Source organism: Schaalia canis (assembly GCF_003858455.1).
Lineage (GTDB): Bacteria > Actinomycetota > Actinomycetes > Actinomycetales > Actinomycetaceae > Pauljensenia > Pauljensenia canis.
In genome coordinates, this window is record NZ_RQZF01000009.1 from 62,110 (window position 1) to 80,759 (window position 18,650).

General features: G+C 57.3%; 17 protein-coding genes and 2 tRNA genes. 12 read left to right on the plus strand and 7 right to left on the minus strand.

The window, feature by feature from the left end; translation table 11 throughout:
* The first annotated feature begins 441 nt into the window (after positions 1-441).
* Positions 442-1,911 carry an SPFH domain-containing protein gene (locus EII11_RS08140; protein ID WP_124871321.1) on the plus strand — a complete coding sequence of 490 codons (1,470 nt, stop codon included), beginning with the start codon at positions 442-444 and terminating at the stop codon, positions 1,909-1,911.
* 162 nt (positions 1,912-2,073) lie between these two features.
* Here the strand turns inward: EII11_RS08140 and rpmF are convergent, their stop codons facing one another.
* Positions 2,074-2,244 carry a 50S ribosomal protein L32 gene (gene rpmF, locus EII11_RS08145; protein ID WP_124871324.1) on the minus strand — a complete coding sequence of 57 codons (171 nt, stop codon included), beginning with the start codon at positions 2,242-2,244 and terminating at the stop codon, positions 2,074-2,076.
* A gap of 313 nt (positions 2,245-2,557) precedes the next feature.
* Between rpmF and EII11_RS08150 the strand changes: the two genes are divergently transcribed.
* From EII11_RS08150 to EII11_RS08165, 4 genes are all read left to right on the plus strand, one after another.
* Entirely contained in the window at positions 2,558-3,214 is a 657-nt protein-coding gene (locus EII11_RS08150; RefSeq protein WP_124871327.1) for a YigZ family protein, read from the plus strand.
* A 231-nt stretch (positions 3,215-3,445) separates the two neighbouring features.
* A complete protein-coding gene (gene cysK, locus EII11_RS08155; RefSeq protein ID WP_124871330.1) occupies positions 3,446-4,378 on the plus strand; it encodes a cysteine synthase A in 933 nt (310 codons plus the stop codon).
* Between the two features lie 214 nt (positions 4,379-4,592).
* Positions 4,593-5,243, plus strand: a complete 651-nt coding sequence (gene cysE, locus EII11_RS08160) for a serine O-acetyltransferase (RefSeq protein WP_240623118.1) — start codon at positions 4,593-4,595, stop codon at positions 5,241-5,243.
* Positions 5,244-5,361: 118 nt separating this feature from the next.
* On the plus strand, positions 5,362-5,856 hold the full coding sequence (locus EII11_RS08165; protein ID WP_124871336.1) for a GNAT family N-acetyltransferase: 495 nt from the start codon (positions 5,362-5,364) through the stop codon (positions 5,854-5,856).
* 58 nt (positions 5,857-5,914) lie between these two features.
* On the opposite strand, the gene EII11_RS08170 is transcribed toward EII11_RS08165, so the two are convergent.
* Positions 5,915-6,889 (minus strand): Fpg/Nei family DNA glycosylase, encoded by a 975-nt coding sequence (locus EII11_RS08170; protein WP_124871339.1) that lies wholly within the window; start codon positions 6,887-6,889, stop codon positions 5,915-5,917.
* 128 nt (positions 6,890-7,017) lie between these two features.
* Positions 7,018-9,894 (minus strand): leucine--tRNA ligase, encoded by a 2,877-nt coding sequence (locus EII11_RS08175; RefSeq protein ID WP_124871536.1) that lies wholly within the window; start codon positions 9,892-9,894, stop codon positions 7,018-7,020.
* A 265-nt stretch (positions 9,895-10,159) separates the two neighbouring features.
* Here EII11_RS08175 and EII11_RS08180 point away from each other — a divergent pair, with 265 nt between their 5' ends.
* Complete coding sequence (locus tag EII11_RS08180) at positions 10,160-10,612, plus strand: HIT family protein (RefSeq protein ID WP_124871341.1); 453 nt, start codon at positions 10,160-10,162, stop codon at positions 10,610-10,612.
* Between the two features lie 75 nt (positions 10,613-10,687).
* Here EII11_RS08180 and EII11_RS08185 read toward each other — a convergent pair whose 3' ends face one another.
* Positions 10,688-11,383, minus strand: coding sequence for a metal-dependent transcriptional regulator (locus EII11_RS08185; protein ID WP_124871344.1), 696 nt, complete (start codon positions 11,381-11,383; stop codon positions 10,688-10,690).
* A gap of 147 nt (positions 11,384-11,530) precedes the next feature.
* Between EII11_RS08185 and EII11_RS08190 the strand changes: the two genes are divergently transcribed.
* Positions 11,531-11,606: transfer RNA gene (locus EII11_RS08190), tRNA-Lys, on the plus strand.
* Positions 11,607-11,648: 42 nt separating this feature from the next.
* A tRNA-Lys gene (locus tag EII11_RS08195) sits at positions 11,649-11,721 on the plus strand.
* 246 nt (positions 11,722-11,967) lie between these two features.
* On the opposite strand, the gene EII11_RS08200 is transcribed toward EII11_RS08195, so the two are convergent.
* The 3 genes from EII11_RS08200 to EII11_RS08210 form a co-directional block, all read right to left on the minus strand.
* Positions 11,968-12,900 (minus strand): hypothetical protein, encoded by a 933-nt coding sequence (locus EII11_RS08200; protein ID WP_124871347.1) that lies wholly within the window; start codon positions 12,898-12,900, stop codon positions 11,968-11,970.
* A gap of 4 nt (positions 12,901-12,904) precedes the next feature.
* The gene (locus EII11_RS08205; RefSeq protein WP_124871351.1) at positions 12,905-13,222 is read right to left on the minus strand and encodes a DMT family transporter; all 318 of its coding nucleotides are present in this window, start codon (positions 13,220-13,222) and stop codon (positions 12,905-12,907) included.
* Positions 13,223-13,348: 126 nt separating this feature from the next.
* On the minus strand, positions 13,349-13,825 hold the full coding sequence (locus EII11_RS08210; RefSeq protein WP_124871353.1) for a peroxiredoxin: 477 nt from the start codon (positions 13,823-13,825) through the stop codon (positions 13,349-13,351).
* 83 nt (positions 13,826-13,908) lie between these two features.
* On the opposite strand from EII11_RS08210, the gene EII11_RS08215 reads away from it, so the two are divergent.
* The 4 genes from EII11_RS08215 (at position 13,909) to nrdE (ending at position 18,631) form a co-directional block, all read left to right on the plus strand.
* The gene (locus EII11_RS08215) at positions 13,909-15,054 is read left to right on the plus strand and encodes an AI-2E family transporter (RefSeq protein ID WP_124871356.1); all 1,146 of its coding nucleotides are present in this window, start codon (positions 13,909-13,911) and stop codon (positions 15,052-15,054) included.
* Positions 15,055-15,099: 45 nt separating this feature from the next.
* Positions 15,100-15,777, plus strand: coding sequence for a metal-dependent transcriptional regulator (locus tag EII11_RS08220; RefSeq protein ID WP_124871359.1), 678 nt, complete (start codon positions 15,100-15,102; stop codon positions 15,775-15,777).
* A gap of 221 nt (positions 15,778-15,998) precedes the next feature.
* Positions 15,999-16,493, plus strand: a complete 495-nt coding sequence (gene nrdI / locus EII11_RS08225; RefSeq protein ID WP_124871361.1) for a class Ib ribonucleoside-diphosphate reductase assembly flavoprotein NrdI — start codon at positions 15,999-16,001, stop codon at positions 16,491-16,493.
* The gene (gene nrdE, locus EII11_RS08230; RefSeq protein ID WP_124871363.1) at positions 16,490-18,631 is read left to right on the plus strand and encodes a class 1b ribonucleoside-diphosphate reductase subunit alpha; all 2,142 of its coding nucleotides are present in this window, start codon (positions 16,490-16,492) and stop codon (positions 18,629-18,631) included. The genes nrdI and nrdE overlap by 4 nt, the downstream gene beginning before the upstream one ends.
* The last annotated feature ends 19 nt before the right edge of the window (positions 18,632-18,650 follow it).

Sequence of the window (18,650 nt, forward strand, 5' to 3'; positions counted from 1 at the left end):
TTAGTGACGATCGTACACCACAGGATAACTTTGTAAAGACATATGAGAGACACGAGCTAACAATGCGACACAATCGCAACCTTCATTCCCTCGCCCTCAAAGGCGATACCCCCTAAGCCTCTACTACGCATACAGCCAGAAAGATCGGCATGATTATGCCTTTGCCACGCAACACTTCCCCAAAAGAGTGCCGGATCCTCCTTCCATTCGACCCCCTCCAACACACATCTACTCACAGGAATATTCCAGGAATATCCCATTGATATATCAGCCAATCTGGGCGTTTCGTCCGCCTCTGACCGTCATCCGCTCAAGATCACCCCAGCTATCGGATCAAACCGTTAACGTATTAAGGTCATATATAGGTTTCTTGCTCCTCTTTCTCTTGAAGCATCACAGAAGCCAGCCCCACCCCCGGTCACCCTATGAAAGTCTGATCGCATGACTATCGTGCTCTTAGAAATCCTCATCCCGATCTTGATAATCCTCGCCCTTATCGCCCTAGCGTTTGGCCTCATCGTGTTTAGCTTGCGGCGTTGGATCCGCGTGGCCTCCCCAGACGAAGCCCTGGTCATCAGTGGCCGTAAGCAGACGATTGATGGCGTGACCTCTCCCGTCACCGTCGTCGTTAATGGCCGCGCCCTTATAAACCCCATTACCCAGCGCGCAGAGACGATCTCTCTGCGCTCACGTCAGGTTTCCCTTCAGGCTGAAGCTCAGTCTGAAGACAATGTGACCCTGCAGGTTGAAGGTGTCGCTATCGTCAAGATCGGCTCCTCCCCCACCCTTGTTCGTCGTGCTGCGGAACGTTTTGCTAGCCAAGACAGCGCCATCGAGCACTTCACCACCGAACAACTTGAGGGCGCTCTGCGCGGCGTCGTGGCAACACTCAGCGTCGAAGTCCTCATGCGAGACCGCAAGAAATTCTCCGATCAGATTGCCACCGACGTCTCCGCCGAACTTGAAGAGCAGGGCCTCATCCTCGACTCCTTCCAGATCAAGGGCATCACAGACGCTGTCGGCTACATCCAAAGTTTGGGCGTGCCGCAGATTCAGGCCAAGCGCCGAGAAGCGGAGATCGCTCAAACCAACGCCGAGCGCGCCATCACCCAACGCCAAATCGCCACCGACGAAGAAAACCTCGTCGAGCAAACCCGCCTCGACCAAAACCGCGCCAACGCCGAAGCAGAAGTCGGTAAGGCCCAAGCCGAAGCCGAACAAGCCGAAGCCCTCGCCCGCGCCCAAGCTCAACAGCGCGTCCTTGAGCAAGAAGCCCTCAACCGACAGGCTCAACTTGACGCCGAGGTTCGCCGCACAGCCGAAGCTGACCGCTACCGCCGCGAGCAAGACGCTGAAGCCAAAGCCTACGAACAAACAAAAGCCGCTGAAGCGCGCGCCTACGAACAGATGAAGGATGCCGAGGCAAAGGCCAGCATCATCGAACGACAGGCTGAGGCTCGCCTCTTTGAGGCAGAAAAAGACGCAGAGGCACGCCGTTTCCAGGCCGAGAAGGAGGCCGAGGCAACCCGCCTCAAGGCCAGCGCAAATGCGGAAGCGATTGAGGCTGAGGGCCGCGCCCGCGCCGAGGCCCTGCGCCAAGAGGCCGATGCTCTCTCTTACAACCAGCAGGCACTCTTGGCCGTCCGCGCTCTTGAGACGCTCCCCTCCCTCATGGCATCCTTTGCTGAGGGCTACTCCAACGTCGGTGAGGTCACGCTTATTGGTGGCGCGGATTCCTCAATGGCCGAGCACTTCAATGGTGAGCAAGGAACGGCTCTTGCAGCAACCTTCGCCACGCTGAAGGCTTCGACTGGTATCGACATGGCAGCAATTATTCAGGGCCGCGTTGAAGGTGCAGCCATGGGGAAAGCCATTGGTGAGGAGCTCTCGGCCGCATCGGATTCCGAGTAGCTTCCCCTTCGCTCTTACATAGCCTCTTATTCGCAGCGGGCAACTTCCGCTTGCTGCGAATAAGAGGCTATTGCTGTACGTAATCCACAGCGGGCAGTACGGAACGCTTTAGGGAACGAAAAACCCGGCACCGTGTCGGTACCGGGTTTCCTCGTGCGTATATCAGGCCTCGACGTCCAGCAGGCCGTTCTTGTAGGCCTTCGCCAGGCGACGGGGCACGCGGACCTCGCGGCCGTTCACCTTAATGGTGTTCAGCTCGGTCAGGTCGGCCTTCCATGCAGACCGGCGAGTGCGGGTGTTTGCACGGGACATCTTGCGCTTGGGAACTGCCATGACCCTACCGCTCCTCTATCTCTCAGGTTCATTGTCGACTTACCGGCGCAGCACCTTCCCTAACTGCCCAGTGGGCGCCACGGTCAAGTGCGCTGCGGTGCGACGCATTGAGATCGATCGCGTTCCGGCAACCCGACAAGGTTAGCATGCCGCCACCAGGTTCTCCCAACCACATCGCCTTTTTCCTCATGCGATACGCGCCACCTTCTCACCCAAAGCACTACGCTATGACGAAGGCTTGTTAACTTTCTTTGCCGCACGACACATGCCCGATAGCCCCGCCGCTTCCCATACCCAATGTCTTGGAGGATTGATGACTGCGATCTCAACGATTCGCTCCGGCACCTTCCTCACCCATGAAATAGAAATCAAACGCTCACGCTTTATCGCCACGATTGGGCGCACTGATTCACCTCAGGAGGCCCAGGGCCTCATTGATGCTGTGAAAAGTGAGCACCCTCAGGCTCGCCATAACTGTTCGGCCTATCTCATCCAGGTTAATGGGCGTAATCCACACCAACATTCCAGCGATGATGGTGAGCCCGCAGGAACCGCTGGAACCCCCATGCTTGAAGCTCTCCGTGGCGCAGGTGTATGGAACGTAACAGCCGTGGTAACGCGCTACTTCGGGGGCGTTCTTTTAGGGGCAGGCGGCCTGATTCGCGCCTACTCCACAGCGGTATCTGAGGCCCTCGCTCTAGCTCCCCGAGCTGAGCTACGCAGCCTAGAAGTCCTTGAGGCCGCACTCTCCCCCACGGATGCGGGCCGTATTGAGGCTGATTTACGCCACTGTGGCGCGCAGATTCTCGATACTCAGTGGGCTGCTGAGGTGCATATACGCATTGGAACCGAGGCCACCGAGGTACCTTTTTTACAAGAAAGGCTCGCTCAACTGACAGGCGGTGTTACACGCTTCCAGATGGCGGGATCCACAATCGTTGAAGTCGACATCCCTCAGTCACGGGCATAGAGTGTTTTTGTGATGAACCGCGTGCGTAATGTTTTCCCCCTTCGCGGGAGTGCCTGCGCGCTGCCTGTGCGTGACTCTTACAGCATCGCCTTCGCATGCTGCCACGCTGACTGTCTCTAGGGCGGGTAGTTTTCTGCGCCCCTGTGCTCTATCCGCCCATGTCACTTTGCGCAAACTTTTGCCTCCACTGAGGCCTTCATTTTTCTCACACTGCTTTTATAAGGAATCCCCATGGCTACCGTTGCAAACAACGTCACTGAACTCATTGGACGCACTCCCCTAGTCCGCCTCAACCGCCTGGTCTCGCCGGAGGCAACCGTCCTGGCCAAAATCGAGGCTTTCAACCCTGCATCCTCCGTCAAGGACCGCATCGCCGCCTCCATCATTGATGCAGCCGAAGCGTCCGGCCAGTTAACACCCGGCGGCACCATCATCGAAGCAACCTCGGGCAATACCGGCGTAGCCTTAGCAATGGTCGGCGCTGCTCGTGGCTACAAGGTGGTGATCACCATGCCCTCGTCCATGTCTGTTGAGCGTCGCATTCTCATGCGTGCTTTTGGTGCCGAACTTATCCTCACCGACCCTAAAGACGGCATCAAAGGATCGGTGGCGAAGGCGGAAGAAATCCGTGATGAACGCCCCGGTTCCATCATCGCCTCTCAATTCACCAACCCCGCGAACCCGGCTGTGCACCGCCGCACCACCGCCGAAGAAATCCTGGCAGATACAGACGGTAAGGTGGATATCTTCATTGCCGGTGTTGGCACGGGTGGAACCGTCTCTGGCGTGGGGGCGATCCTGAAAGAGCGCGTGCCCGGCGTTCAGATTATCGCCGCCCAGCCTGAAGAATCTCCCCTCCTAACTGGGGGCTCGCCCGCGCCTCACGGCATCCAAGGCATGGGTCCGAACTTCGTTGCCCAGACCTACGATGCCTCTGTTGTTGACGAAGTACTCAACGTGAACACAGCAACCGCCATGGCCTACGCTCGCCGGGCTGCCGCTGAGGAAGGCCTCCTGGTAGGTATTTCCTCTGGTGCTGCGCTCGCCATCGCCGCAGAGGTATCGGCACGTCCCGAAAATGCTGGCAAGACCATTGTTGTCGTCTTGCCTGACACCGGCGAACGTTACCTTTCCACCCCCCTGTTCGAGGATCTGCGCGACTGAATGCTTTGAGAAGGCGGCGGGGCTAGGAATTGCGACTGACTTTTTCGCATGGGCCCCGCCGCCCCTACGTTCAGGCTGTTAGTGTATATGCCAGTTGTGTCCACCAAGTGAGGTCCTCATGAGTTCAGCCCAGCAGAGTTCAGGCCAGCAAAGTTCAACCCAGCAGGGTTCAGGCCAGCAGGGTTCAGCAGGGCACCCCGGCTTCTTTTCTCTCATGCGCGAGGACCTCGATAATGTGCGCCGCCGTGACCCTGCAGCAACCTCACGCATTGAGATAGCCCTGACCTACCCGGGTGTTCATGCGATCTGGGCACACCGCCTGGCACATGGATTGTGGAAACACCGCTGGTCGACAATTGCCCGCATGGTGTCCTCCTTTGCTCGCACCTTCACAGGCGTTGATATTCACCCTGGCGCCACCATTGGCCGCCGAGTCTTTATTGACCATGCCACCGGCGTGGTGATCGGTGAAACCGCTGAGGTCGGTGAGGACGTGGTTATTTTCCATGGCGTGACCTTGGGTGGCGTGTCGATGAACCCCGGTAAGCGTCACCCCACAGTGGGTAATCATGTGATGATCGGTGCCGGCGCGAAGGTTCTTGGCCCCATTGAGATTGGTAATGACGTCAAGATCGGTGCGAACGCGGTGGTGACGAAGGATGTGCCGTGCGGTTCGGTAGCGATTGGCATTCCGGCTTCTATTCGCCCACCCAAGGTGCATGACGAGTCCGATGAGGATCTGATTGTTGATCCCAACTGCCATGAGGACGGTTTCGAGGAAAAAGCTGGCCATATTGCAGCTGAGCTCCTTGCTAAGCAGGCCCAACAAATGGCTGAAGCTGGCGATCCCTCGCTTTTCATCTGATCTCGCCCCACACGTCGTCTGCCTCGCATAGCTACCCGTGGCCAGTTGAGTGTGGTGGACTCTGCGCCACATGCCCACTTCCCTACCATTTGTGGTACAGCTCACCTACACTGGGTGTATGAGCGAACGTACCTTACGAGCAGATCTGGATGTATTGGCAGATGTCGAGCGTCTTGAAGGCCTCGAGGTCGCCTCTCTCACGCGCTACGACATCCCCGCACTCGCAGCGCTGCACGTCGTCGCCTACGACGAACCCCCCACCGCCGAGAACCTGTGGGAATCCGCCGAGGAAATGCGCATGTGCTTTGAAGGAGCCTTCGGTGAGCCCCTCGATCACTCCTTCATTGGTGCCTGGGATGATGGGCTGCTGGTCGGCGCTATCCTCTGCGTTGCCCAGTCCCCCTGGGATGATTTCCCCACCGGCCCCTGCGTTATTGATCTCATGGTGGACCCCGAATACCGACGCCGCGGCATTGCCACCGGCCTGGTTGCTGAACTCGCACGGCGAGCCACCGAATGGGGCTGGGGATCTCTTACCCTCAGGGTCGGCCCGCGTCACGGCGCAGCCGCTAAACTCTACGAGCTTCTTGGGTTCACCGAAGTTCCAGCATAGAAGCCTTACCCCAATCGACGAGGTTGCCGCAGACGCGCCCTCACTCGATAAGGAGCCTTTAGCGTTGGCAACTGGGGCACCAGAACAGGCGACGCCCCTGCATGGGCTTTTCCGCCACAGGCGTCCCACAGCGCAGGCAGGGACGTCCCGTTCGGTGATAGACATACCAGCGCGAGGCTTCTGCGTCCCCCGGGATCTCCTCTGCGGGAGCCTCTTGCGGGTCCATTGTGTCAAGGCGTCCCGCAGCAAGCCCACGATTCATAATGTCGCAGGTCAGCCGCCACAGATCGGCCACTCGGGATGCCGCAATCCGATTACCGGTTCGCATCGGAGAAAGACCCGCGAGGAAAAGAATATCGGCGCGGTAAATATTGCCCACGCCGGCCACAATCGACTGGTCCATCATGAGCTCACCAATCGCACGCTTGCGTGAGCGCACAGCCTGCACAAATTGTTCCGTGGCCTCCTGGTCATCGCGGGCACCAGGAATCAAGGGATCTGGGCCAAGCTTTGCCAATGCCACCTGGCGTTCAACGTCACTAATCACCTCGCAGCGATTCGGACCTGACAGGTCCCCCACCGCGTAAGGGGTGAGGATGCGCAGACGAACCTGACCGATGGGCTCTGGAGGGTTCCATGCGCCGCCCTCGTGATGTCCACCAGGATTCCAACGCTCTGCCTTATGCGCCCCTTCTGGGCCGGGGCGTTCGGGTTCAGGAGCGAGACGCTCAACCACGCCGTGCCCATGATCGCGTAGCGTCTCATCGCCGCTGAAGCGCCATGTTCCGTACAAACCCAAGTGAATGTGGATCCAGTGGTCAATGTCGGCGCTGCCACCCTGGGAGAGTTCTGGCGGGACAAAACCAATGAACATGTGCTTCCCGTGGGCCTCCACACGCTCCATCACCCAGCCGTCCAGCAGGGCGGCGGAAGAAGCAAAACGCCCTTGTGGGGAGGACATTTGGCAGCTCTGCCCGCCAAAAACGTCTGTGAGCGTTGTGGCAAGGCGGCGTACGGCATCACCTTCAGGCATGGACTTCTTCTTTCATCACAAGGGTTTATCCCAGGTCAGACATCGGCAATGACAATGGTGTTGGTAGGAGCAACGCCCCTACCAACACCATCATTCACACTAAGCGGGCTAGACGCCCGAGTGACACCTCATTGACGTGGCAACACGACATTCACGAGGTTTGGCGCGCGAACGATCACCTTCAGCGGCTCAGCCCCATCCAGGGCACGGGCGATAGGCTCGCACTCAAGGGCGGCAGCACGCAGGTCGTCCTCGCTAATCGAGGGCGAAACCTCCAGGCGGGCACGCACCTTGCCGTTGACCTGGATGACGCAAGTGACAGAATCCTCCACCAGCAAGGATTCATCCTCCACCACAGGGAAAGGCACACGCGCCAGAGACTCACCATGGCCCAAGCGCTCCCAGAGCTCCTCAGCAATGTGGGGAGCCACCGGGGAAACCATAAGAACCAGAGGCTCAATGGCTTCACGCGGCACCGCGGGCAAACCGGTCAGATGGTTGTTCAGGACGATGAGCTTAGCGATGCCGGTGTTGATACGCAGGTTCTCAAACTCGACGGTGGCATCAGCAATCGTGCGAGCCACGAGACGCTTCGTTTCCAGATCGGCAGGCTCATCAACAATCGTGACCTCGCCAGTGGTCTCATCGATGACATTGCGCCACAGACGCTGCAAGAAACGTTGCGAGCCAACGACAGCGCGGGTATCCCACGGGCGAGACAGGTCCAGCGGGCCCATGCTCATCTCGTAGACGCGGAAGACGTCAGCGCCGTAGGCGTCATACATCTCGTCGGGGGTGACGATGTTCTTGAGCGACTTGCCCATCTTGCCGTATTCCTGTGTGACGGGCTCACCCTGCCAGGTAAAGCCTGTTTCAGCGTCGCCTTCCACCTCGTCGGCGGGCACGTACTGGCCGCGTGCATCCTTGTAGGCGTATGCCTGGACGTAGCCCTGGTTGAAGAGGCGGTGGTAAGGCTCAGCGTCGGGCACATGCCCGAGGTCAAAGAGGACTTTTTGCCAGAAGCGCGCGTAGAGCAGGTGCAGAACGGCGTGCTCAACGCCGCCGATGTAGAGGTCAGTGCCTCCCATGGGCTTGCCCTCGCGCGGCCCCATCCAGTAGGTGAGGTTCTCCAGTGCGGAGAGGGCCTCGTCGTTGTGAGGATCGGTGTAACGCATTTCGTACCAGCACGAGCCTGCCCACTGAGGCATGGTGTTCGTTTCGCGGCGGTACATCTTGGGGCCATCCCCCAGATCAAGCTCAACATTGACCCATTCTTGAGCGCGGCCCAGCGGCGCTTCAGGCTCAGAGTTCGCATCATCGGGGTCGAAGGTACGAGGCGAGTAGTCGCTGATCTCGGGCAGTTCAACGGGCAGCATGTCCTCGGGCACGCCGTGAGGCAGGCCATCCTCATCCCAGACGATCGGGAAGGGTTCTCCCCAGTAACGCTGGCGAGAGAAAAGCCAGTCGCGCAGGCGGTAGGTGACCGCGCCTTCGCCCTCGCCCTTGGTGACGAGCCATTCGATCATGGCGGCTTTAGCCTCATCCTTGGACAGGCCATTGAGGGAGATTTCGTCATTGGCGGAGTCAACGGCGATGCCATCGCCCGTGTAGGCGCTCTCGGTCAGGTCATGACCGTAGGGGTCATCGGCCGGGCCAATGGTGCGAATAATGTCAAGGTTGTACTTCGTCGCAAACGCCCAGTCGCGATCGTCGTGGGCAGGCACAGCCATAATGGCGCCGGTGCCGTAGTCCATGAGCACATAGTCGGCAATAAAGACCGGGATCTGCTTACCATTCACCGGGTTAGTTGCCCACAGGCCCGTAAAAACGCCGGTCTTTTCGCCAGCATCTTCAGCGCGTTCCTGCGGGGTTTTTGCTGCAGCTTGCGCACGGTATGCGGCAACGGCCTGCGCGGGGGTGGCAAAACCATTGGTCCATTCCTCGCGAGTGCCCTCTGGCCACTGCGCAGGAACCTCTAGGGCATCAGCATCATCAGGCGCTCCAGCGGTCGTACCTTCCAACAGGGGATGCTCAGGAGACCACACAACAAAGGACGCGCCAAAGAGAGTATCGGGACGAGTGGTGTAGACGGTCACCTCGGAGCCATTCACACCTTCACCGTCAATACGGAAGTCAACGTCGGCACCCTCAGAACGCCCAATCCAGTTGCGCTGCATGGTGCGTACCTTCTCGGGCCAGTCAATGCCGTCAAGGTCATCAGTGAGGCGCTTGCCGTAGGCGGTGATACGCATCATCCACTGGCGCAGATTGCGCTTAAAGACGGGGTAATTACCACGTTCAGAGCGGCCATCAACGGTGACTTCTTCATTAGCCAGAACAGTGCCCAGGCCGGGGCACCAGTTCACAGGGGCCTCAGAGATGAAGGCTAGGCGGAAGGAATCAACGACCTTCGCCTGTTCCACGGCGCTCAGGTCGGTCCAGTTGCGACCGTCAGGGACTGCGACCTCGCCAGAGGCAAGCTTGGCGCGCAGCTCCTCAATGGGGCGGGCTGCGCCGATCGACCCATCGGGGGCGGTGGCTTCAGGATCAAACCAGGAGTTGAAAATCTGGAGGAAGATCCACTGGGTCCAGCGCACATAGTCAACATCGGTCGTGGACAAGCTGCGGCGCGAGTCATAGGACAGCCCCATGCGAGAAAGCTGGCGGCGCATATTGGCCACGTTTTCTTCGGTGGTAATACGTGGGTGCTGACCGGTCTGCACGGCGTATTGCTCGGCAGGCAGGCCGAAAGCGTCATAGCCCATGGTGTAGAGGACATTGTCCCCCTTCATGCGGCGGAATCGTGCGACAGTGTCGGTGGCGATATAGCCCAGGGGGTGACCGACATGCAGGCCCTTACCCGAGGGATAGGGGAACATGTCCAGCAGGAAGAAGGGTGCTCGTTCAGCGAGGGGACCGGCAAGGTCTCCAACGGGGTTATCGGCGTGGAAGGTGCCGAGTTCTTCCCAGCGTTCCTGCCACTTCTGTTCGATGTCACCGGCCATTTCGGCGGTGTAGCGGTAGGTGGGTTCAGTTGCCGCAGGCGCCTGAACGGCCTGTTCCTCACTCACGTGGTGTCTCCCATTTCTTCCGTGAAATCAACCCTTCAAGGGTAGCTCATTCGCCCTGCTTTTCTTGGAGACGTCCGGGTGAGATTGACCCACTTTGAGCCCCTCCCGTCGCGCCTGAGATGCGCGCGATGGCGCAGCGTCACGCAGACGAGGCTACCCGCACTAGCCGGGATGCCTTCGCTGGCTCACAATAGGAGTCATGAGTACCGTTTTTGAGAAAATCATCAGTGGCGAATGGGCCGGACGCTTCTGCTGGGCTGAGGATTCTTGCGTTGCTTTTGCGACTATTGCTCCCACAGCACCGGGACATGTGCTGGTTGTTCCGCGTGAACCGTGGGCAAAGTGGACGGATGTTCCCGCAGATATTACCGCCCGACTGTTCGAGGTTGCGCGCATGATCGGGAGCGTCCAAGAAGGCGTGTTCGATGTACCCCGCTCCGGCCTAGTCATCGCTGGTTTTGAGGTCCCACACACGCACCTGCATGTCATTCCCCTACTTAGCGAGGCTGACGTCGCCCTTGCCAATGCGGCTCCTGCCTCTGACGAGGCTCTTGACGACGCAATGAGGCGTCTACGCGACGGTTTAGTGGCCGCTGGCTACGGCGAGTTCGTACCTGAGGATATGAGCATTTGCCCACCGGTCACGCACTAGCCCCTCATCCCAGCGAAAGGCACAGCACGCCAAGCTCCCTTTCAGGCAAGCACGCTGAGGTGAGCAGGCTCTTGATCAGACACCAGCCTCGTCGTCGACGAGGTGCACGGATTGCACATGCTCCACCCCCAAAACAATGGGGCGTTCGCCCGAATCGTTGAGGATGGCCAGGCTCATGCCCCGTCCTTCATGAACGCGATCGACCCTGATCCGAACGTCAGGCCCAATCCCTTGCCGTTCAAGATCGCGCAGTACCTGCGCGTTTCGATCGGAGATTCGTGCAACAACTCCCTCGCCGCCCTCACACAGTTCAGCGAGGGGACGGGTAATGGGAGCTACCCACTCCCCCGTTGCTGTAGGAATCGGGTCGCCATGAGGGTCGCGCGTTGGGTAGCCCAAAGCCTGGTCAAGGCGGTCAAGCAGACGGTCAGAGATGGCATGCTCGAGGATCTCAGCTTCTATGTGGACCTCATCCCATTCGAAGCCGAGGACTTCATGAAGGTATGTCTCAAGGATGCGATGACGGCGCACCATGCCCACGGCAATCGCACGGCCTTCTACTGAGAGGTGCACTTTTTGGTAGGGCGCGTGCTCCACGAGGCCCTGCTCTTTGAGGCGGCTGACATTTTCTGAGGCCGTTGAAGCAACGACCCCCATCTTTGCTGCCAGCTCATTGATGGAAATCCCTCGACCCACACTTTCTGCAGACCATATGGCCTTCAGGTAGTCCTCCGTGACCGTCGTGCGGGCTTTCTTCGCCTCGGTACTCATGCACCCTCCCCTGGTTTCCTCTGCCCACCCTAAGCATAGGACGCCTTATGGCGCGTACACCGTCCGAAAATGTGGCCCGATCCGCACCCGATTGATTTGCCAGTTGGATGCCTTCCCCGCTAGAGTTTTCTCTTGTCGAAAGATGCCGCGTCATTAGCTCAATTGGCAGAGCAGCTGACTCTTAATCAGCGGGTTGGGGGTTCGATTCCCTCATGACGCACCATCTGGATGGTGCTCAACATTGGTTGTGGATCATGCAGATCCCGCGTCATTAGCTCAATTGGCAGAGCAGCTGACTCTTAATCAGCGGGTTGGGGGTTCGATTCCCTCATGACGCACTTGTCCCCCGGATCGCGTAGCGGTTCGGGGTTTTGTATTGCCGGTTTATGCTGGCATTGCCCCGCCATGCGCCTGCAATTCCTTCTCTCCTGCAGTGATTGCGTGACACTTGTTGCAGCGCATTGCATGTGCGACTGTTTGTGACGCCTCTACCTGTCACGTAAGGAGGCAAATGCTCCCTTACGCAACAAGTGTCACGTAAATCCAGAGACAGCCGCGCCACGCGGCCTCCACGGAAAGCCGCGCTAGTTCTGCTTAACCTGCCCCTGCACGAACTGGGCCTGCCCCTGCACGATCTGGCCGTGTTCAACCTGTCCTTGCACGACCTGGCCTTCAACAACCCCAGCTCCTGTCGCAGGAGGCAGGGTACGCAGATACGCCTGCAGTCGCTTTGCGGAGGGCTTGAAGGTCGCATAGGTCAGACCGCCTGAAATAACACCACCCACGACAGGCAGCATCTTCCCCACGGCCTTCGAGGTTGCCTCCTCGGTGAGTTTAATCCCCAGAACTCGCAAGATCAGCCGACGTACTGGAGATTCCGCGGTTGCCAACAATGCTTTACGTTTCGCAGCCTTCGCCATGGACTGCTGCGCGACAGTACTGGCCAGCGCGGTAACAGCCTTTTCTGCGGCCTCAACCCCGAGCATAACTCCCATCAACATCAGGAGATCATGCATGGTGTTATCGTCCACCTCGCCGTCCTCGTTAAGCAGGGAGCGCCAGCCGTAAAGGTAGGCAAGTTTTTGCTCAACCCGAATGACGTGACCGAAATACTGGATGACATCAGCGGGAACGGCAACCGCCAAGCCAATGCCGCCGGGAAGCCCCGTAATAAAGGACAGGCCTGCGGTCTGCTTTGCCTCAGCGTTGATAACTTTGGCGGCAATGCGGTCAATCTGAGCCATACTGAGCCCTGCTGCCAGTGGTGAGAGGGCAACAGCTTTCTCACTATCAGCCTTGGGATAGTAGCGACCAATTTCCTTACGCAGGAAGGAATCACGGTCAACCTTCACAAAAGGCAGGGAAGCGGCACGGCGCAGCACCGAGGAGGCAAACTCTTCAGTTTCACCATCGACGAATGACGCCATTTCAGGGGTGAAGGTTTTCGCGCCCGGAATGAGGCTACTCACCCCATCCGTCACAGGGGCAATCTCTTTTTTCTTTGACCATCCGAGCATCTCGTTACTCCCCTACAAGTTTTAATCCAGCAATACAGCCAATGAGACCCAATAAAAGCGCCACGCGAACGACAGAGACTGCTTCTGCTCCAGTCAGCATCGCCCACATGACTGTTGCTCCCGCGCCGACTCCCACCCACACCGCATACCCGGTGCCAACAGGAATCTCACGCAAAGCCCACGCCAAACCAGCCATTGATATAAACAGGCCCACGAGGAAGATCACTGATGGCCACAGGCGAGTGAAGCCTTCGCTTTTACTCAATGCTGTTGCCCAGACGGCTTCAAACAGACCTGAACCAATGAGTACTATCCACGCCACTTCACATCTCCGCACCGTTCAGCCCACGGCGTCGGCCTCGTCCATCGCTTTGATAGGGACAGACGAGGGCGCCGCTGGTAGGAACAATTCACGCGTAACGTCTGCTAGTTGACAGTTACTCGCCTATCACTGATCGATGCCGAGTTCCTTGCGCAAACGAGCGACGTGTCCGGTGGCCTTGACGTTGTACTTAGCGAGGACGATCACTCCATCTTTCCCAATGACAATGGTGGAGCGCTTAATCCCTTGGAAGATTTTTCCGTAGTTCTTCTTCTCGCCCCACACTCCCCATGCGGTGAGCATCTCTTTCGAGGGGTCAGTGGCAAGAGGGAAGTTCAATGACTGCTTCTGAGCGAAACGTTCAAGCGCTTCCATCGAATCAGCAGAAACACCAACGACTGTGTACCCAGCACCCAGCAAGGAGTTGAGGTTATCGCGGAAGTCGCAGGCCTGAGTCGTGCAACCAGGGGTCGAAGCCTTGGGATAGAAGTAGACGATGACCCCCTTATCAGCCTGTTCAAGAAGGGCGGAAAGGGTGATGGGACCCGCTGTGGATTCAAGAGTGAAATCTGGGGCCTTTTGCCCCTCAACAAGTTCAGTCATTGTTCCATATTCGCATGATCGCGCGCGCTCCGCGATATCTACCGCTAGGCTGAACTCCGTTATTTAGGAAAGAAAGGCCCCCTGTGACCCCTGAGAAACCTCAAGGTCGGACGCTGCAGAACATTACTTATGCGACGATCTTCACTGTACTCATCGGATGGCTGCTCATTATTGGCCAGTCCCTACTGCTGCCTATCATTCTGGCGCTTATTTTCGTCTACATCGTGGCGGCATTCGATAAGTTCTTGGCGCGCGTACCAGTTCTTCGGCACCTACCAGCCTGGCTGCGCAAGATTTCTCTCTACCTCGTTTTCATTGCCCTGATTGCGGGCTTGGCGACTCTGATCTCCAGTACCGTTCAACAGCTTGTCTACCAGGCGCCCCTCTATCAAGAGAATCTGACAAAGCTCTTTGGACAGTTGACATCGGCTCTTCCCGTTGAGAGCCTGCCCGACTGGGAGACCGCACGTGCGGCAATCGTGAAGCGTATTGATATTCAGGCTTGGCTTTCTCTAGCTGCTTCTCAGCTTTCATCCGCTGGTGGCATGTTCTTCCTAATTCTCATTTACGTCTTCTTCCTGGCTGGTGAGCGCGCAGGATTTGCCTCTAAGTTGCGTGATGCCTTCCCCAACCCTGAGCAGGCTGAACGCACTCAGAACATCATCACCGCCATCAACGAGTCGGTCGGCCAGTATCTAGGTGCCAAGACCTTAATCAACATCATTGTTGGTATCGTCTCGTACATCGTCATGTTGCCCTTCGGCCTTGATTACGCAGCATTCTGGGCACTTCTCATCGGTCTGCTGAACTACATTCCTTACATTGGTTCGATTATTGCTGTCCTGCTTCCCACCTTGCTGAGCCTGGTCCAATTTGGTTCCTGGACGCAAACGCTTATCCTTTTTGTCGTTTTGCAGGTGGTGCAGCTCATTACCGGCAATGTCCTTGAGCCGAAGATGCTGGGACGCAGGGTGAACCTCTCCCCCTTCGTTGTCCTCGTGGCCTTGTCCTTCTGGTCGGCAATTTGGGGGATTGCTGGCGCGATTCTTGCTGTGCCTTTGACGTCGATCTTGACGATCATTTTCAAGGAGATTCCGGCAACCCGCCCTCTGGCAATCCTCATGTCAGACGACACCGAACCGGTTCTGCGCTCCTTCAATCGTCCGAAGATTTTGCGTCGCCGCCGCAAGCTAATGACTGTTGATGTCGACCAGCCTGCTGACAACTGACCGTTCGCATCAAGCGAATGCTCTCTGATTTGTTAACATGCCAACATGTCGCTATCGAGTCTGTCGGACAGTAGTCAGAACTATCTCAAGGCCGTGTGGAGCTTGAATGAGTGGTCTGAAAAGCCTGTGACGGCTTCAACGATTGCTGCGCGCGTTGGGGTACGTTTATCCACCGCATCTGACGCTATTCGCAAACTCACCGCTCAAGGGCTGCTGGAGCACTCTCCTTACGGGGATGTCAAGCTCACACCCGAAGGCCAGGTATTGGCCTTGGCCGTGGTGCGCCGCCACCGTTTAATTGAAACTTTCCTCGTCGAGATTCTTGGTTACACCTGGGATCAGGTTCATGACGAGGCCGAGAACCTTGAACACTCAATATCTGATTTCATGGCTGAGCGAATTGATTCTCTGTTGGGATTCCCCGAAAGGGATCCTCACGGAGATCCCATTCCTCGCTCCGATGGCACTATCTCAATCCCTCATGCCATGCCCCTGTCTTCATTGCCAGTTGGTACGCGAGCGCGCGTCGAACGGATCAGCGACAACGATCCGGCTCTTCTCCAGTTCTTCGCGGATCGGGGCTTGCTGTACGGCGTGGTGATTGAGAAGCAACCGAGCCCTCCTTTTTCGCAGGCGTGCGATGTGATGATCGAGGGGTCGGGGATGATTCTTTCCCTGGGGACAACTGCCACTGACGCTATTTGGGTGAGCGCTTCAACCTGAGAGCAGGCGCTGGCAGATCGCCTGCCGTGAGCGTCTCTTTCTCAGATCACGCTACACTCTCCCCACAAAAGTTCGCCATGCCGTAGTTCACATTACGGCGTGTCGTAGTTTTTGCTGCGGAATAGGTGTATTACTAGATACGGCACCCTGAAGATCAGATCACCACTACCTGTAGTGGAAGCGCCTGCTCCACGTCACACACCATGCCCCAAAGGATTCCCATGCCCACCCCGTCCCCACGGTTTCCGACAGACATCTCATTCATAGATCTCGACCCTGAGCACTCACCCGACCTTGTCTTCTTCTCCAGCGCATCAGAAAACACCCTGCGTTTCGTCCAACGTTTAGAACGTCCCGCGCTGCGCATTCCCCTTCGCCCTCGTAAAGAGGGAATGATTCGGGTATCCACCCCTTACGTCCTCATCGTCCCCACCTATGGCGGCGGCGCGCGAGAAGGCGCTATTCCCCGCCAGGTAGCGCTATTTCTCAACGACCCCCAGAACCGCTCTCTTCTACGCGGGGTTATCACCAGCGGAAACACCAACTTTGGCGAGGCATACTGCCTCGCTGGCCCCATGATCGCTTCCAAGTGTCATGTCCCAGAACTCTATCGCTTCGAGCTTTTGGGCACGCAACGCGACGTCGAGAAAGTAAAAAATGGCCTCACCCGTTTCTGGGAATCGCAGGCCACCAGTCCCGAAAGGAACCCCCTATGAGCACACCCCCCGAAGGCGGCATTGGAGAACGCAAGGAATACCACGCTCTCAACGCTCAGCTCAATCTTCTCACCCCGGATGGCTCGATCCAGCTTGAGAAGGACCGCCAAGCCGTTGATGCCTACATCACCCAGCACGTCCTTCCTCATTCCATGAAGTTTGAGTCGATTCCACAACGCATCGAATGGCTCATCAGCAACGACTACTACGAATCAACCTACCTGCGCGCATACTCTGAGGATTTCCTCGTGCGCATCCACCAACGCGCTCAGGACTTTCATCATTCCTTTTCCTCCTTCCTCGGGGCCTTCAAGTTCTACACCTCCTACGCCCTCAAATCCTTCGATGGAAGCACCTACCTGGAGAACTACGAGGAGCGCGTCGTCGCCTGCGCCCTCTTCCTGGCGCGCGGCAACGAGGCTTTCGCCGAGGATCTCGTTGACGAAATAATGAGCGGTCGCTTCCAACCCGCCACCCCAACCTTCCTTAATGCTGGCAAGGCGCAACGAGGTGAACTCGTCTCATGCTTCCTCCTACGCATCGAAGACACGATGGAATCCATCGGGCGCGCAATTAACTCCTCCCTGCAACTGTCAAAACGCGGAGGTGGAGTGGCACTCCTCTTGACCAACTTGCGCGAACAAGGGGCACCGATCAAGAAGATTGAAAACCAAGCCTCCGGCGTGGTGCCCGTGATGAAGATTTTGGAAGATTCCTTCAGCTACGCCAACCAACTGGGTGCCCGCCAAGGCGCAGGTGCGGTGTACCTTCACGCCCACCACCCCGATATTTTGCGTTTCCTTGATACCAAACGTGAAAACGCTGATGAGAAAATCCGAATCAAGACCCTCTCACTAGGAGTGGTCATCCCCGACATCACCTTCGAGCTTGCTCGCGACAACAAGGAGATGCACCTATTTAGCCCCTACGATGTTGAGCGCGAATATGGTATCCCTCTGGGGGATCTTTCGGTGAGCAGCCACTATGAGGACCTTGTGGCCAATCCCCGTATCCGAAAGAGCACGATCAGTGCCCGAAAGTTCTTCACGACCCTCGCTGAATTGCAATTTGAGTCGGGTTATCCCTACATTCTCTTTGAAGACACAGTAAATCGAGCAAATCCACTGAGCGGCTGGATCAATATGTCTAACCTGTGCAGTGAGATCTTGCAGGTCAACTCGCCATCAACCTACCGCCCCTCTGGAGCCTACGAGACTGTCGGCCACGATATTTCCTGCAACCTCGGTTCGATGAATATTGCCCATGCGATGTCCAGCCCCGATCTTGCTCAAAGCGTTGAGATAGCAGTGCGCGCTCTCACCAGCGTTTCCGAACAAACGGACGTTGAGGTTGTCCCTTCCGTTGCGAGCGGTAACGCTGCTTCTCATGCCATCGGTTTAGGGCAGATGAACCTCCATGGATATCTTGCGTCCCAGCGTATCCACTACGGTAGCCCTGAAGGTATTGACTTCACTGACATCTATTTCCTTACCGTTACCTACCATGCGATTCGAGCATCCATGACACTTGCTCGCGAGCACGGCAGCCGTTTTGAAGGTTTTGAGGACTCCTCCTATGCCGACGGCTCTTTCTTCGACAAATACACCGAAAAGGAGTGGGGGCCTGCAACCGCTCGGGTACGGGAACTTTTTGACGAGGCCGGAGTCGCGATTCCCACTCGTGCTGATTGGGTGACGTTACGCGATGCAGTGATGACACACGGCATTTACAACGCCTATCTACAAGCGATTCCTCCCACCGGTTCCATTTCGTACATCAACCATTCCACCGCTTCAATTCATCCGATTGCTGCGAAAATTGAGATCCGCAAGGAAGGCAAGCTCGGCCGCGTGTACTATCCAGCGCCCCATCTCACCGATGAGAATCGTGAGTTCTTCGCTGACTCCTACGAGATCGGATACGAGAAGATTATCGATACCTATGCGGCGGCGACTCAGCACGTCGATCAAGGCTTATCTTTGACTCTTTTCTTCCGTGATACGGCAACTACGCGAGATATCAACAAAGCACAAATCTATGCCTGGAGAGCAGGGATCAAGACCCTGTACTACATCCGACTTCGTCAACCTGCACTTGAGGGAACCGAAGTTGAAGGCTGCGCATCATGCGAACTCTAAGGCACCCTTACCTCGCGTT